The 15,484-nt window shown below is 69.9% G+C and carries 14 protein-coding genes; 6 read left to right on the forward strand and 8 right to left on the reverse strand.

Annotation, left to right across the window (positions count from 1 at the left end):
* Positions 1 to 30: 30 nt before the first annotated feature.
* Both ABVF28_RS07680 and ABVF28_RS07685 read right to left on the reverse strand, forming a co-directional pair.
* On the reverse strand, positions 31 to 423 hold the full coding sequence (locus ABVF28_RS07680; protein WP_371030068.1) for a VOC family protein: 393 nt from the start codon (positions 421 to 423) through the stop codon (positions 31 to 33).
* Between the two features lie 184 nt (positions 424 to 607).
* Complete coding sequence (locus ABVF28_RS07685) at positions 608 to 3,607, reverse strand: ROK family protein (protein ID WP_371030069.1); 3,000 nt, start codon at positions 3,605 to 3,607, stop codon at positions 608 to 610.
* 202 nt (positions 3,608 to 3,809) lie between these two features.
* Between ABVF28_RS07685 and ABVF28_RS07690 the strand changes: the two genes are divergently transcribed.
* The gene (locus ABVF28_RS07690) at positions 3,810 to 4,472 is read left to right on the forward strand and encodes a carbonic anhydrase (protein ID WP_104311206.1); all 663 of its coding nucleotides are present in this window, start codon (positions 3,810 to 3,812) and stop codon (positions 4,470 to 4,472) included.
* A 247-nt stretch (positions 4,473 to 4,719) separates the two neighbouring features.
* Here ABVF28_RS07690 and ABVF28_RS07695 read toward each other — a convergent pair whose 3' ends face one another.
* The 4 genes from ABVF28_RS07695 to ABVF28_RS07710 form a co-directional block, all read right to left on the reverse strand.
* Positions 4,720 to 5,715, reverse strand: coding sequence for a putative zinc-binding metallopeptidase (locus ABVF28_RS07695; RefSeq protein ID WP_371030070.1), 996 nt, complete (start codon positions 5,713 to 5,715; stop codon positions 4,720 to 4,722).
* A gap of 129 nt (positions 5,716 to 5,844) precedes the next feature.
* Positions 5,845 to 6,546 (reverse strand): RraA family protein, encoded by a 702-nt coding sequence (locus ABVF28_RS07700; protein ID WP_371030071.1) that lies wholly within the window; start codon positions 6,544 to 6,546, stop codon positions 5,845 to 5,847.
* Positions 6,543 to 7,532, reverse strand: a complete 990-nt coding sequence (locus tag ABVF28_RS07705; RefSeq protein WP_371030072.1) for a hydroxyacid dehydrogenase — start codon at positions 7,530 to 7,532, stop codon at positions 6,543 to 6,545. Before ABVF28_RS07705 ends, ABVF28_RS07700 begins: the two co-directional genes overlap by 4 nt.
* Before the next feature lie 74 nt (positions 7,533 to 7,606).
* Positions 7,607 to 8,407, reverse strand: coding sequence for an IclR family transcriptional regulator (locus ABVF28_RS07710; protein ID WP_371030073.1), 801 nt, complete (start codon positions 8,405 to 8,407; stop codon positions 7,607 to 7,609).
* A gap of 104 nt (positions 8,408 to 8,511) precedes the next feature.
* Between ABVF28_RS07710 and ABVF28_RS07715 the strand changes: the two genes are divergently transcribed.
* The 5 genes from ABVF28_RS07715 to ABVF28_RS07735 are packed head-to-tail and all read left to right on the forward strand — an operon-like array spanning position 8,512 to position 13,724.
* Positions 8,512 to 9,498 carry a Bug family tripartite tricarboxylate transporter substrate binding protein gene (locus ABVF28_RS07715; RefSeq protein WP_371030074.1) on the forward strand — a complete coding sequence of 329 codons (987 nt, stop codon included), beginning with the start codon at positions 8,512 to 8,514 and terminating at the stop codon, positions 9,496 to 9,498.
* Positions 9,495 to 10,145 (forward strand): tripartite tricarboxylate transporter TctB family protein, encoded by a 651-nt coding sequence (locus ABVF28_RS07720; protein WP_371030075.1) that lies wholly within the window; start codon positions 9,495 to 9,497, stop codon positions 10,143 to 10,145. Before ABVF28_RS07715 ends, ABVF28_RS07720 begins: the two co-directional genes overlap by 4 nt.
* Positions 10,145 to 11,662 carry a tripartite tricarboxylate transporter permease gene (locus ABVF28_RS07725; RefSeq protein WP_371030076.1) on the forward strand — a complete coding sequence of 506 codons (1,518 nt, stop codon included), beginning with the start codon at positions 10,145 to 10,147 and terminating at the stop codon, positions 11,660 to 11,662. The genes ABVF28_RS07720 and ABVF28_RS07725 overlap by 1 nt, the downstream gene beginning before the upstream one ends.
* The gene (locus ABVF28_RS07730) at positions 11,659 to 12,873 is read left to right on the forward strand and encodes a CaiB/BaiF CoA transferase family protein (RefSeq protein WP_371030077.1); all 1,215 of its coding nucleotides are present in this window, start codon (positions 11,659 to 11,661) and stop codon (positions 12,871 to 12,873) included. The genes ABVF28_RS07725 and ABVF28_RS07730 overlap by 4 nt, the downstream gene beginning before the upstream one ends.
* Complete coding sequence (locus ABVF28_RS07735; protein ID WP_371030078.1) at positions 12,870 to 13,724, forward strand: citryl-CoA lyase; 855 nt, start codon at positions 12,870 to 12,872, stop codon at positions 13,722 to 13,724. Before ABVF28_RS07730 ends, ABVF28_RS07735 begins: the two co-directional genes overlap by 4 nt.
* On the opposite strand, the gene ABVF28_RS07740 is transcribed toward ABVF28_RS07735, so the two are convergent.
* Both ABVF28_RS07740 and ABVF28_RS07745 read right to left on the reverse strand, forming a co-directional pair.
* Positions 13,714 to 14,532: a carbohydrate ABC transporter permease gene (locus tag ABVF28_RS07740; protein WP_371030079.1), complete on the reverse strand. Its 819-nt coding sequence runs from the start codon at positions 14,530 to 14,532 to the stop codon at positions 13,714 to 13,716. The genes ABVF28_RS07735 and ABVF28_RS07740 overlap by 11 nt on opposite strands.
* Positions 14,529 to 15,443 carry a carbohydrate ABC transporter permease gene (locus tag ABVF28_RS07745; RefSeq protein ID WP_104311227.1) on the reverse strand — a complete coding sequence of 305 codons (915 nt, stop codon included), beginning with the start codon at positions 15,441 to 15,443 and terminating at the stop codon, positions 14,529 to 14,531. Before ABVF28_RS07745 ends, ABVF28_RS07740 begins: the two co-directional genes overlap by 4 nt.
* Positions 15,444 to 15,484 lie beyond the last annotated feature (41 nt).

Consider the following 15,484-nt stretch of genomic DNA (forward strand, 5'->3'; position numbering starts at 1 on the left):
CTGCCACAACTCCGCGGGAGGACGCGGGCCTCACTTCGAGACGAAGAACTCCAGCGCGATCTGGTCGGGGTCCTTGAAGCTCAGCGCGTAGCCGTACGGAGCCTCGACGATGCCGCCGTGCTCGATGCCGCCCGCGGTCAGGTGCTGCGCCCAGGCCTCGAGCTCATCCTGGTTCTCTACCTCGAACCCGAGGTGGTCGAGCCCCGGAGAGAAGGGGGAGAACCCGGCGTCGTCGCCGCGATCGTGCTGTGTCAGGCCAAGGTTCGTGCCGCCGGGCAGCGCGAACAGCTTGCGGTGCAGGGTCGCATCGTCGATCTCGGTCGCTGGCTCGAAGCCGAACACCTGCTCGTAGAAGGCGACGCTCGCTTGGAGGTCGCGCACGGTGACCGCGACGTGATGGAGGTTCGTGAAGGTGGGCATCATCGCTCATTCCTGCGCGCCTCGGGGGATGCGCGCTCCGCTCACCGTCTCACGCCGCCCCCGTGAGATCCCGGGGCGCGGCGTGAAAAAGCTGTGGCGAACCTGCACCCAGGAGCGGGAGGCGCGGTTCGCCACAGCGTCGGACCGGGCGGGCAGCGCAGTCTGCGCCGCCCGGTCTCCCCAGATGTCAGCGCAGCGCTGACACCCCACGGAAGCGCAGCGTGACCAGCTGGAACGGGCGCACGGACAGCGCGAGCGCGCCCTCAGCATCCACGATCGCCGTCTGGTCGACGTCACGCTCGAGCAGGTCGGTCTCAGCGACCGACTCGAACGCGAACCCGGGCGTCACGACCGCCCGAGCCTTCGCACCGCGAGCCTCATAGAAGCGGACGACCACGTCGCCGCTCCTGTCCTCCGCCAGCTTCACGGCCTCGACGACAACCGCGGGGTTGTCGACCGTGAGCAGCGGCTCGATCGGCGCCGAACCCGTCACCGGGCGCGGGCCGACGTTCAGCCGGTAGCCCTCAGCGGCCGCATCCAGCACATCCGCGCCCACGCGCACCGAGGTGCGCAGCACATGCCGTCCCTGATCGGCGTGCGGGTCCGGGAACGTGGGCGCCCGCAGCAGCGATTCCCGCACGAGGGTTGTCGTGCCACCACCATCCCGGGTCGTGCGCGTCACATCGTGCCCGTACGTCGAATCGTTCGCGACGGCGACGCCGTAGCCGGTCTCGCCGACGTGCACCCAACGGTGCGCGCTCGTCTCGAACCGCGCCACATCCCACGACGTGTTGCGATGGATCGGCCGGTTCACGTGCCCGAACTGGATCTCCGACGACGACCGCTCCGCGTGCACGTCCAGCGGGAACGCCAGCTTCAGCAGCTTCTGCCGCTCGTGCCAGTCGACGTCCGTCGTCAGGTCGAGCGTCGGGCGCCCCGCGCTCAGCGACAGCTCCTGCACGAACGTGCTCGCTCCGTCCGAACGCGACACCTTGACGACGACCCGGTCGGTGCTCTCCGAGACGACCTCGATCGAGTCGACCGAGCGGATCGGCCGGCCGTGGCGCTGGTAGTGCACGTCGATGTCCCACGCATCCCACTGCGCGGGCGTATCGCGGTAGACCCACAGCTCGGCAGCGCGCTCGCCGGCCGGAACCAGCTCGCGGTCGGCGGCGACGTCGAAGAGCGATGAGACGAGCCCGTCGGCGTCGATCGTGACCCGCACGAGCGAGTTGTCGAGCACCAGGTCGTCGCCGGACCGCGTGAGCGTCACTGGAGAGGTGTCGGCAGTCGAGCTCGCACCGGATGCGCCACCACCGAGCGCGGGCACGCCGTCCACGGCGTACGGTCCGGCGTTCGCGAGCAGCGCCGTGTCGCCCTCGCCCGTCAGCGAGCCGAGCGCCGAGGCGATGAGCGTCTCGAGCTCACCCGCGACCCGCTCGTAGTGCTCCTCCGCGACCTGGTGCACCCAGGCGATGGAGGAGCCGGGCAGGATGTCGTGGAACTGCTGCAGCAGCACCGTCTGCCAGGCCGACTCGAGCTCGGCGTAGGGGTAGGCCGTGCCCGTGCGGATGGTGGCGGCGGTCGCCCACAGCTCCGCCTCGCGCAGCAGGTGCTCGCTGCGGCGGTTGCCGCGCTTCGTGCGTGCCTGCGACGTGTACGTGCCGCGGTGGAACTCGAGGTAGATCTCGCCTGACCACACCGGCGGCTGCGCGAGCTCGGCCTCGGCCTGCTCGAAGAACGCCTGCGGGTTGGTCATCTCGACGGTCGGGGAGCCCTCGAGGTTGCGCGTGCGCTCGGCCGCCGCGACCATCTCGCGCGTCGGGCCGCCGCCGCCGTTGCCGTAGCCGAACGGCACGAGCGACGAGTTCGCTTCGCCCTTCTCCTTGTAGTCGCGCTGCGCCTTGTGCAGCTCCTCCTGCGAGAGGACGGAGTTGTAGGTGGCGACGGGCGGGAAATGCGTGAACACCTGCGAGCCGTCGATACCCTCCCAGTTGAACGTGTGGTGCGGCATGACGTTCGTCTCGTTCCACGACGGCTTCTGCGTCAGGAAGTACTTCGACCCTGCTGCCTTGACGATCTGGGGGAGCGCCGCCGAGTAGCCGAAGCGGATGGCGCCGAGGAGGGCCGGCTCGATGCGGCGCCAGAACGGGCCGCCGAACACGATCGTGTCGACGTCGAGGAGGTTCACGATGGAGACGATGGCTCGCGAGATCTGCGTGGCGACCCCCGTGACGATCTCGCGCGAGACGGGGTCGTGCCGCATGGCGAGCGCCGTGAACTCCGTGAAGAGTCGATCGACGTCGTCGAAGTCGGCGCGGTCGACGGGGGAGTCCGACGCGATGAGGCCGGCGGCGAGCGCCCGCTGCACGATGCGGTGCGGGACGACCAGGTCGCCGACGCAGCCGCGCCTCCCGCACGAGCAGACGGGGCCATCCGCCTGCACCATGATGTGCCCCATGTCGCCCGCGTTGTCGCTCGCGCCGCGCAGCACCTCGTGGTTGATGACGAGCCCGATGCCGATGCCCGTGCCGTAGTAGAAGAACGCGAAGTTGTCTCGCCGCGGGCCCGAATCGACCCACAGCTCCGCGATCGCGGCCGCCGTGACGTCCTTCTCGAGGACAACCGGGAAGCCGGTCGCCTGGCTGAGCGCATCCCGCAGCGGCACGACGTCCCAGCCGTCGAGCATCGGCGGGTCGAGGACGTTGCCGCGGGAGGCGTCGAGGGGGCCCGGGGCCGCGATGCCGACGCCGAGCACCTGCTCGCGGGGGATCGACTGGCGTTCGAGGATCGCCGAGATCTCGTGCGCCATGTCGGCGATGACGCCCGCGGGGTCCGGTGCCGTCGGCGTGCGTGCGCGGTGATCTGCGACGACCGAGCCCGCGAGATCGAGGAGGGCGTAGGTGATGACGGTCGGGTCGAGGTGCACGCCCACGGTGTACCGGCTCGACGCGTTGAGGCGGAGCAGCGTGCGCGGCTTTCCAGGTCCCGTGATGAGGCGTTCGCCCTCGCGCACGAGGCCACCGTCGATGAGGCGGCGCGTGATGTTCGATGCCGTCTGCGCGGAGAGGCCGCTGGCCTGCGCGACCTCGACCCGGCTCAGGCCGTCTGGCGCGCGGCGGTTGAGGTCGAGGATGACGGCCTGGTTGAACTCGCCGACCGCTCCCAAATTGTGTCCACGGCGCACGCGCCACCTCCCATCGGCCCTGATCTTGGGAACTGACGTTCTCACATATTCCGCAATATCGTTGACGCCTGGCGATTCATCAGGAGAATCTCGCCCCCGGAGGGTGAGTACGCTTGGACGGCGCCACGCCCCCGTACGTGGCATGAGCATCCGGCACCGGATGCACCTCGGCAGTCACAGGTTTCAGCACGAAGGAGCAACGATGACGGCAGCAAGAGTCACCCCCCAGCAGGCTTGGGATGACCTCGTCCAGGGCAACGAGCGCTTCATCAAGGGCGACCTCCTCCACCCCCAGCAGAGCGCGGCCCGCCGCACCGAGATCTCCGGAAGCCAGGCGCCGAACGCCGCGTTCCTCGGCTGCTCCGACTCGCGAGTCGCCGCGGAGATCCTCTTCGACTGCGGCCTGGGCGACCTCTTCGTCGCCCGCAACATGGGGCAGATCGCCAACGAGAACACGACGGCGACCATGGAGTTCGCGGTCGCCGAGCTCGGCGTGGCCGTCATCGTGGTGCTCGCCCACGGCTCCTGCGGCGCGGTCAAGGCCGCCATCAACCAGACCACGGCGCACCCGCGCGACGTGACGCCCGCCATCAAGGACGAGCTCGCTCGCATTCAGCCCTCCGTCCAGGAGGAGTGGTTCACGAGCGACCAGTCGACGCCGTACGTCGACGAAGCCCAGATCGATCCGGATGCTGTGGGGCGTCGCCACCTGTACTCTACGATCAACGCGCTCGTGCGCAGCTCGCGCGTCATCAGTGACGCCGTCGCGAGCGGCGCGCTGAGCATCGTCGGCTGCCAGTACGAGCTCTCGGACGGCCGCGTCGCGCCCGTGACAGCGATCGGCCAGCTCACCATCACCCGGTAGGGCTCGCCGCCGTGGTCGTCACTCCCCGCGACACTTGCCGCGGTCCGCGCCGGAGCGACGGCATGAGGGCACGGCAGACGTTCGAGGCGTACGGCCGCCGGGCGCGGGAGTACGCGGACCTGCTCGGAAGCATCTCGGCGACGCCGGGTTCATCGTCGAGCAAGCGCACGCCCGAACGGATGCGGGAGCCCGGCCGCACGGCGCGATCGTCGCGACGCGCGCATCCGGTGCCTGAGGGTGACGCCGGTCAGGCCGGGATGCTCGAGGGCTCGCGCAGCGAGTGGATGAACGCGAGCTTCTCGATGACCGTGTCCGGCAGGACGAACGGGTAGAGGTCGCGCTGCCCGAGCGAGCGGTTGACGACGTTCATGGCCGTCGCGAACGGCATCCAGCTGTCGAGGACCACGTCGCGGGCCGACGCGCCCGGTTCCGGCGCGGGCAGCAGCTCGAAGGCCACGGCCGTCTCGAGGGTGTCCTGGATGTGCAGGTAGTGGGCCCAGGTCTCGGCGAAGTCCTCGTACGGGTGCATGGTCGCGTAGCTGCTCAGGTAGTCAAGCTGCCACCCCTCGGGAGGGCCTTGGTCGTAGTGCCGGTCGATCTCGGCCTGGTAGTCGGCGCGCTCGTCGCCGAACAGCTCTCGTGCCTCGTCGATGCGGTCGGTCTGCTCCACCAGCTGCCACTCGTAGTAGTGCCCGCTCTCGTGGCGGAAGTGCCCCAGCATCGTGCGGTACGGCTCGGCGAGGCGCTGCCGCACCTGCTCGCGGTAGCTGTCGTCGCCCTCGGCGAGGTCGATGGTGATGACGCCGTTGGCGTGGCCGATCGTAACGCTCTCCGACACGCTCGAGAGCAGGTCGAAGACGGGCGTCTGGCCGACGGTCGCGGGCTCCCCGCTCGCCTTGGGGCGGGTCGCGAAGCCGAGGCGGGTGAGGTCGCGCACGAGGTGGCGCTTCGATTCCTCGGCGATGGGGAAGAGGCGCAGCCCCTTCGCGTCGGCGTCGCTCGGCCTGGTGCGGGTGAGCTGGCAGCTCTCGCACAGCCCGCCAGGCTGCGCCGTCAGCCACGTGCATCCGGCGAGCTCGGCGTTGCTGCACCGCCGCAGGCCCGCGTCCGCCGCCGCTTCGCCGCCTTCGACGAGCACGTCGTCGAGGCCGAGCACGTAGCCCAGCTTCGACGAGCAGCGCTCGCAGGACACGGAGTCGAAGAAGACCTCGTTCTCGCACACATCGCAGTGGAACCGTCGCACGGGGAAGCCTCTCTTGGGCCGCGGCTCGGGGGTGCCGCGACGACCGACGGATCACTGTACGCGGCGCCGGGTGGGAGGTCCCGGCTCTTGACAAGCCGCGCCTCGCGCCCCGTCCGGCGGCGATGGCGATCAGACGGGCAGGCCCTTCTGGCGCAGGAGCGCGTTGAACCGTTCGGGGTCGGAGGTGCCCTCCTCGTTGTGCTTGCGGATGCGGGCTTCCCGGTCGAGGTGCCTGCGTGCGTCCTGCAGGAGCGACTCCGCTCGCGGTGCTGGAACGGCGAGGACGCCATCGAGGTCCCCGAGCACCAGGTCGCCCGGGTTCACGACGAGGCCCGCGATGGACACGGGCACGTTGATCTGGCCCGGGCCGTCCTTCGTGGGTCCGCGGTGCGTGTGTCCGCGCGCGTAGGCGGGCATGCCGCCTTCCCGCCATTCGGCGACGTCGCGCAGGGCCCCGTCGATGACGAAGCCGCCGAGTCGCTTGGTGATGGCGCTCGTGCGGATGAGCCCTCCGATGACCGCCTGGCTGAGGTCGCCGCCGCCTTCGATCACGATGACGTCGCCCGGGTGGGCATCCATCATGGCCTTGTGCACCATGAGGTTGTCGCCAGGCCGGATCTTCACGGTGACGGCCTGCCCCGAGAGCGGCGCTTCGCCGTGGTAGGCGTGGAGGCCGAGCGCGCCGACGGAGCGCCCCAGGCAGTCGCCGGCGACTGCGACAGGGATCTCACGGAACGCGTCGATCAGGGATGCCGGGAGGTCGGGTGCACGCTCGCCGATGAAGTAGCCGGTCGGCCAGGCGGGTGGCGCGGTGGGGTCCTGCTCGGTCATGCGTTGCTCCGTTCGATCGAGAGAGTGGTGGGGTTCACGCAGGACCGTGCGTCCGGGGGCGTGCCCTCGAGGAAGCCGAGGATGTTCCGGGCGGCGGCCAGTGCCATGGCCTCCAGAGCCGCTGGGGTGGAGCCCCCGACGTGGGGCGTGACGACGACGTTCGGGCAGTCCAGCAGCGGGTTGCCGGGCTCCATGGGCTCCGACCAGGTGGTGTCGAGGCCCGCACCGAAGAGCTGGCCGCTGCGAAGCGCCTCGACGAGGGCGGGCTCGTCGATGACCTCGCCGCGGGCCGTGTTCAGCACGATCGCATCCGCCGGCAGCAGGGCGAGCTGCTCGGCCCCGATGAGGCCGCGCGTCCGTTCGCTGAGCGGCACGTGGATGCTCAGCACCTCGGCCTGCGCGAGCAGCTCTTCGAGGTTGCCGACCATGGTCAGCTCCGGGATGGGGGAGTCCAGTCCGAATCCCGGGTCGAAGGCCAGCACGCGCATCCCCGTCGCCGCCGCAGTGCGCGCGACCCGCTGACCGATCTGGCCGGCACCGACGAGGGCGAGCGTGGCGCCAGCGAGCTGCCGCCCGTCCTGGGCCCTGCTCCAGCGTCCCTGCCGGATCTCCGCGTCCATCCAGGACACCCGACGTGCGGCGTTGAACATGAGCGCGATCGTGAGCTCGGCGACCGACTGGGCGTTGGCGCCCGGCGTGGTGAAGACCGGGATGCCGTGGGCGGTCGCCGCGTCGACGTCGATGTTGCCGACGCCGACGCCGTGCTTCGAGATGACCCGGAGCGTCGGGCAGGCCTCGATGGCTGCGGCCGACAGCTCGACGGTGCGGGAGATGACCGCGTCGACGGCCTCGCTGGCCATGATCTCCTCGACCTCGGCGCGACCCCCGCCGTCGGGCAGGTAGATGATCCTGCTTCCGGCCTCCTCCAGGGTTCGAACCCCGGCGTGACCGAGTCGTGGGGCCGTCACGAACACCGTTGCGCTCATCGCACCGTCTCCTTCGTCGGTTCAGGGTCCTGCTTGGATTGCGGGCGCGGGCGGTCTCGAACCGCACCGCGAGGTCATTCGAGTGCGGGCGGCAGCCCGGTTCGCGGCACGTCGCGGACGCAGGCGCGGAGCGCGTCGACGAACTCGGGGATGCGGGCGTCGACGAATCTGGCCGTCGGTCCGCCGAGCACGACGACGACGGGCTGCAGGTGGGGTCGGTCCGGGTTCTCGGGCACGAGCATCGCCAGGCCGCTGTTGCCGGACTCCCGCTCGCCGTGGCTGAGGCCCCAGCCCTGCTCGCGGATCTCATCCACACGACGGCGCAGCGCGGCGGTGTCGATGTCGATGCTCTCGTCGGCGTCGAGCTGGGCGAGCACCGCGTCGAGGGCTTCGGGCCGCTCTCCGCTGAGGAGGGTCGTGGATGCGGCGCCGAGCCAGATGGGCAGCTTGTCGCCGACCTGGACGACGTGGCGGATGGTGTGCCGCCCGGGTGCCTGCGCGATGGCGACGCGCTTGAGGTCGCGGCGGACGTAGAGGCTCACGGTCTCACCGGTCTGCTCGGCAAGCTCCCGGAGTCGGTCGAGCGTGGCTGCCGGAGCGGACCAGGCCGCCTTCGCGAAGGCTCCCCAGCGGATCATGCGGGGGCCGACGCTCACGCGGCCGTCGGGCAGGAGCTGCAGCATCCGCTCGCCCACGAGGGTGTCGACGAGGCGGAGCACGGTCGTGCGAGGGAGCTCGCAGCGGCGGACGATGTCGGAGACGGCCAGCGACTGGCCTTCGTTCTCGAAGCAGTCGAGGACATCGAGGGCGCGGCTCACGGCGCGGATGCCACCCGGCTCTGACCGCTGGGCGGGGGCGTCGTCGGCGCTTGTCATGGGGTCTCCGGCTTCGGATCGTTTGCTTGCCCGGTCACACTAGCGTACCATCTGGTGGACAGAAGTGTCCGCTGTGTGGACAAGTCAATCACAAGGGAGTGATCGTGACAGCAAGACGGAAGCTCATGGGCGGACTCGGCATCGCCGCGACCGCCGTGCTCGTCGGGATCGCGGCGTTCGACGCCAGCGACTCGACGACCGGGACCGACCCGAGCACGAAGCTCACGTTCATGGCGCCAGCGGCGCCAGGCGGTGGATGGGACGGAGTGGCACGGGAGGCACAGCAGGCGCTGCGTGCAGACGGGATCGTCAACAACGTCCAGGTCGTCAACGTGCCCGGCGCCGGAGGCACCATCGGACTGTCGCAGTTCGTGGGCCTGGGCGCTGACCCGACCAACCTCATGATGACGGGGACGGTCATGATGGGCGCGATCAACGTCAACGACTCCGCCGTCGACCTCTCCGACACGACACCGATCGTGCGGCTCGCCGAGGACTACGAGGTCTTCATCGTGCCGGCGGACTCGCCGTACCAGACCCTGGATGACTTCATCGCCGACTGGAAGACGGACCCGCACGCGCTCGCCGTCGGCGGTGGCGGTGTCGGCGGCACCGACCATCTCCTCGCCGGCCTCGTCGCGGAGGATGTCGGCATCGACCCGGCCGAGCTCAACTACGTCTCGTACGCGGGCGGTGGCGAGGTGCTCACCGCGCTGCTCTCGAACACCGTCGCCGTCGGGGTCAGCGGCTACAACGAGTTCAGCGACCAGATCGAGGCGGGCAGCCTCCGCGCGCTCGCCGTGTCAGCGGAAGAGTCCGTCGACGGCATCGACATCCCCTCCCTCATGGACCAGGGCGTCGACGTCCACCTCCCCAACTGGCGAGGCATCGTCGCCCCTCCCGGCATCACGGACGCAGAACGCGACCAGCTCGTCGGGATCTTCGAGGACATGGTCGCCACTCCCGAATGGCAGGACACGCTCGAACGCAACAACTGGGAGCCAGCAGTGCTCACCGGCGACGAATTCGCCGCCTTCATCGAAGAAGACCAGGCGAGAGTCGACCAGATCATCGAGGAGCTCGGACTATGACCGGCGTCATCCCCACCTCAGCGTGGACGCAGCACGACACCACCGCGAGCCCTGGCTGGTGGCGCCGCCGCACCGGACTCATCGTGCCGGGGATCCTCACCCTCGTGGGGATCGGCCTCGTCATCGGCACCGTCACGATGGCCGTGCCGAGCAACGTCTCGCAGCCGGGCCCGCAGATGTTCCCGGCGATCATCTCGGTCGCGATCTTCATCGTGGCGGCCTTCCTCGCCGTCGACGTCATCCGCAACCCGGAACCGACGCGAGTGGCAGAGCCGGACCTGGCTGAGCTCCGAGGCGAGAAGAGGGTCGTCGACCAAGAGGTCGATGAGCTCTCCGACTTCGACCGCGACGAGCTCGCGGTCGTGCAGGACAAGGAGCTCGCGGCCGAGCACATCAGGCCGCGCACCAACATCCGCTCCCTGCTTGGCGCCCTCGGCACGACGATCGTCTTCATCGCCGCGCTCACCCCGCTCGGCTGGCTGCTCTCCGGCGCCTTCCTCTTCTGGGGTATCTCCAGGGCCCTCGGCAGCCGCCGACCCGTGTTCGACATCTTCCTCGCGCTCGCGATGTCGTCCATCGTGCAGATCGCGTTCTCGATCGGGCTCGGCCTCAACCTTCCTCCCGGCATCTTCGTAGGAGTCCTCTGATGGATACGCTTGCAAACCTCGGGGAAGGGTTCCTCACGGTCCTGACCCCCATCAACATGCTCTGGGTGCTCATCGGCGCCGTGCTCGGCACGGCCGTCGGGGTCCTCCCCGGTCTCGGCTCAGCGATGGCCGTCGCCCTGCTCCTCCCCGTCACGTTCTCGCTCGACCCCATCGGCGCCTTCATCATGTTCGCTGGCGTGCTCTTCGGTGGGCTCTTCGGCGATTCGATCGCCGGCATCCTCATGAACACGCCGGGCAACAGCACGGCGATCGCCGGATCGATCGAAGGCCATGCCATGGCCAAGAGCGGACGAGCGGCTCAGGCCCTCGCCACCTCGGCCGTCGGCGCCTTCATCGGCGGCATCCTCGCGTCGATCCTCGTCGTCTTCTTCGCGCCCCGTCTCGCTGAACTCGCGACCCTGTTCGGCCCCGCCGAGTACCTGGCGCTCGCCATCTTCGCGTTCATCGCGATCTCTGCGGTCGTGACGCAGTCCATCATCCGCGGTCTCGCCGCGCTCGTCCTCGGCCTGGCCATCTCCGTCGTCGGCATCGACTCGATCTCGGGCACATCGCGCTTCACGGCCGGCATCCCCGAGCTCTTCGACGGCATCGACATCGTCGTCATCACGGTCGGTCTGCTCGCGCTCGGCGAGGTCTTCGCCGTCGCAGGGCGCCGCGGCTACTCCGACGACACCGGTCTCATCCAGTCAAAGGGGCGCCTCTGGCTCTCGCTCAGCGAGCTCCGCCAGGCGATGCCGGCCTGGCTGCGGGGGACCGCGATCGGCGTTCCCTTCGGCATCATCCCCGTCGGCGGCGCCGAGGTGCCGACGTTCCTCTCCTACGGCGCCGAGCGTCGACTCGACAAGCGCCGCAAGAAGCCGATGTTCGGCTTCGGCGCCATCCAGGGTGTCGCCGGCCCGGAAGCTGCGGGAAACGCCACCGCGGGAACCGCCATGGGCGCTCTGCTCGCGCTCGGCCTGCCCACCTCGGCCACCGCTGCGATCCTCCTCGCCGCCTTCCGGCAGTACGGTCTGCAGCCAGGGCCGCTCCTGTTCGAGCGCTCGAGCGAACTCGTCTGGGCGCTGCTCGCGAGCTTCTTCATCGGCATGGTCGTGCTCCTCATCCTCAACCTCCCGTTCGCGCCGCTCTGGGCGAAGCTGCTGAAGATCCCGCGCCACTACCTCTACGCGAGCATCACGCTCTTCGCGATGCTCGGCGTCTACGCCACGAGCGGCAAGATCCTCGACCTCGTGCTCGTCGTGGTGATCGGGCTCATCGGATTCACGATGCGGCGCTACGGGCTGCCCGTCGCCCCGATGCTCATCGCGATCATCCTCGGGCCGCTCGCCGAGACCGAGTTCCGCCGGGCGATGGCCGTCAGCGAGGGTGACCCCGGCGTGCTGATCGACAGCCCCATCACCATCACCCTCTACTCCGTCCTCGCACTCACCGTGGCGTTTGTCATCGTGCGGGTCATCCGCACGAAGCTCGCTGCGAGAAAGGAAGTCACGGTATGACCGAGACCCCATCAGGCCCACTCGCGGGAGTCCGCGTGCTCGACATGACCAACGTGCTGGCGGGGCCGTACGCCTGCTACCAGCTCGCCCTCATGGGGGCGGAGGTCATCAAGGTCGAAGTGCCAGACGGCGGAGACCTCGCCCGCAGGCTCGGGGCTGACTCCGAGCTCAACGGCAGCCTGATGGGGGTCTCCTTCCTGGCGCAGAACGCCCAGAAGCGCTCGATCACGCTCGATCTGAAGTCGGACGGCGGCCGGGAGGTCATGCGGCGCCTGGTCGCCGAGGCCGACGTGCTCTGCGAGAACTTCCGGCCAGGCGTGCTCGAGCGGCTCGGCTTCGGCTGGGAGGCGCTGCGCGCCATCAACAGCAGGCTCGTGTACTGCGCCATCTCGGGCTTCGGCCAGACGGGGCCGCTGCGCTCGAAGCCGGCCTACGACCAGATCATCCAAGGTGGGTCCGGGATGATGAGCGTCACCGGCACCCCGGAGACTTCCCCGCTCCGGGCCGGCTACCCGATCGCCGACACGCTCGGCGGGCTCGCGGCCGCGTTCGCGATCTCGTCCGCACTGCACGGACGCGAGCGCACCGGGGTGGGCTCGAGCATCGACGTGTCGATGCTCGAGACCGCCGTCACCGCAATGGGGTGGGTCGTGTCGAACCACCTCGTCGCCGACCAGGTGCCACGCGCCCTCGGCAACGACAACGGCACGGCCGCACCGTCCGGGACCTTCCAGACGGCGACCGGGGCGCTCAACATCGCGGCGAACAAGCAGGAGCAGTTCGTCGCGCTCGTCGCGGCGATCGGCCGACCCGAGCTGGCCGACGACCCGCGCTTTCGCGACCGGGAGGATCGCAAGCGCTTCCGGGCGGAGCTCACGCGCGAGATCGAGCAGGCGCTGAGCGCGCACGACACGGCGCACTGGGAGGACCTGCTCTCGGAGCGGGGCGTGCCGGCGGCTGCCGTTCTCACCGTTCCCGAGATGCTCGCCAGCCCGCAGATCGTCGACCGGGAGCTCGTGCACGACCTGCCCTTCCCCGGGCGCGACGGCGAGACCCTGCGGGTGCTCGGCAACGGCATCCGCCTCGATGACCGACCGAGCGCCCCCACCGTTCCGCCGCCGGGGCTCGGCGAGCACACCGACGAGATCCTGCACGAGCTCGGCTACGACGACGGGCAGATCCGAGCACTTCACGAGGAGCGAGCCGTATGAGCAGCACCACCGGCCACCAGCCCACCGTCGACGACGCGACCGCGTGGTGGAGCACCAGCGTCACCCGCATCGCCCCAGGGGAGATCGAGCTCCGCGGCTACCCGATCGAGGAGGTCATCGGCAACGTCGGGTTCGTGAGCACGATCTGGCTCCTCACGACCGGGGCGCTCCCGACGAGGGCCGTGTCCGAGCTCCTCGAGGCGACGCTCGTCGCGAGCGTCGACCACGGCCCCCAGGCGCCGTCGATCGCCAGCGCGCGCATGGCCGCCACCTGCGGCGTGGGCCTCAACTCGGCCGTCGCCAACGGCGTGAACGTGCTCGGCGACACGCACGGCGGTGCAGGCCAGCAGTGCGTCCAGCTGCTCAACGACCTCGTCGAGCGGCACGAGTCCGAAGGGGTCGCGTTGGAGCAGCTCGCCCGCGAGGCGATCGCCGACCACAAGGGCCGGGGCGCGTTCGTGCCGGGCTTCGGGCACCGGTTCCACCCGCGAGACCCGCGCCGCGACCCGCTGCTGCGGCTCGTCGAGGAGGCCGTCGCCAGGGGGGACATCTCGGGCCGCTGCCTCGCCGCCGGTCTGGCGCTCGAGCGCGCACTCGAGCGGGGCGAGCGGCGCATCCCGATGAACATCGACGGCATCTCCGCCATCGTGTACGCAGAGCTCGGCGTGCAGCCGGAGCTCGCGAGGGGCCTCTTCGTGCTCTCGCGCTCCGTGGGGATCCTCGCCCACGCGTGGGAGGAGAAGCAGGCGGGTCAGCGCATCAAGGGCCCGCTGCCGCCGCCCCTGCTCGCCGACTACACGGGTGAGGCGACGCGCGACGTGCCCGGCGCCCGCCGGGCGGCTACTCCCTGACCGCCCCCTCGAGCATCCCCTGGATGAAGTGGCGCTGCAGGAAGAGGTAGAGCACGACGACGGGCAGCGCCACCATGATGGCGCCGGCCGCGAGCAGCGCGGTGCCCTGCGTGTACTGGCCCTGGAAGAACGCGAGGCCGAGGGGCGCCGTGCGCACGCTGCCGTTCGGCGACATCACGAGGGGGATGAGGAACTCGTTCCACGTCCACATGAACGTCAGCAGCACGAGCGTGAGGATGGCGGGCCGGCCGATCGGCACGAGCACCTGCCAGAGGATGCGCATGGAGCCGGCCCCGTCGAGCTTGGCCGCGTCGATGAGGGCCTGGCTGGAGGAGCGGAAGTAGGTGCGCATCCAGAACGTGCCGAAGGCGATCGACATGGCGATCTGCGGGAACGCGACCCCCCACACCGTGTTCGTCAGCCCGACGGTGCGCAGGTCGAAGTAGAGGGGCACGATGAACGCCTCCGTCGGCACCATGATGCCGAGGAGGAACAGGTAGAAGATCGGTGTCGCGCCCCGGAACTTCATGGTGCCGAGCGCGTAGCCGGCAAGGATGGAGGCGAGCACGGCGACGACGACCACGATTGCCGCGACGACCACCGACGTGAGCATGTACTGCCCGAAGCGGGCGACCTCCCAGGCCGTGGGGAAGTTCTCCCAGTGGAAGATGCGCCCCTCCTGGGCGACGGTCGCGTTCTCCGGCCCGAACGCGAGGGTCACGATGACGCTGATCGGTCCGAGGATGACGAGCCCGAAGACGCCGAGGATCAGGTAGTTGGCGACCTTCTCGAAGACGGAGACGTTCATGCGCGGTCCCCGATCCGGTTCACGACGAAGTTGATGGCGAAGACGATGAGGGTCAGCACAGCGCCGACTGCCGTGGCGGCCCCGACCTCGCCGAGCTCGAACGCCCGCCGGTACACCTCGAAGCTCGGCACGGTCGTCGACGTGCCGGGCCCGCCGCTCGTGGTGACGTAGATGAGGTCGAAGGTCTTGAGCGCGGCGACGATCGTGAGGGTCAGGGCGACCGTGATCTCGCCACGCACCGACGGCAGGGTGATCGAGAAGAACTCGCGCACGGGTCCCGCGCCGTCGAGCCGCGCGGCCTCGTAGAGCTCCTTCGGCACGCGGCTCATGCCGGCCATGAGCAGCACGGTCACGAGGCCGAGCGACACCCACGAGCCGATGAGTCCCACGGCGGGCAGCGTGAAGGTGTAGTCGCCGAGCCACGCCCGCGTCCAGCTCTCCAGCCCGACGAGGCGTAGCAGCCCGTTGAGGGGACCATCCGGCGCGTAGATCTGCCGCCACGTGACGGCGACGACGACCATCGCGATGACCTGCGGCAGGAAGATGAGCGTCCGGAAGAAGCCGAGGCCCCGCACCCTCGCCCGCGTGAGGATCGCCGCGAGCATGAGTCCGACGGCAAGGGGCAGCACCGCGTAGAAGAAGATGAGCACGAACGCGTGCCCGAAGGCCTCCCGCAGCCGCTCGTCCTGCACGATCTGCACGTAGTTGTCGAAGCCGACGAAGGTGGATGCGCCGAGCCCGTCCCACTCGAAGAACGAGAACTGCACGGCCCGACCGAGCGGGAACAGCAGGAACGTGCCGTAGAGGAGGAACGCGGGCGCGAGGTACGCGAAGGGCACCCAGGCGGGGGTGCCACGGCTGGCACCCCTCGCTGGGCGGCGCTCGCGCGCCGTCGGGTCCTTGATCGTCATCCGCGGAGACGCTCGGGCCGTGCACGCACGGCCAGGCCTAG

Origin of the sequence: Pseudoclavibacter sp. JSM 162008 (assembly GCF_041366455.1) — a bacterium.
GTDB lineage: Bacteria > Actinomycetota > Actinomycetes > Actinomycetales > Microbacteriaceae > Pseudoclavibacter.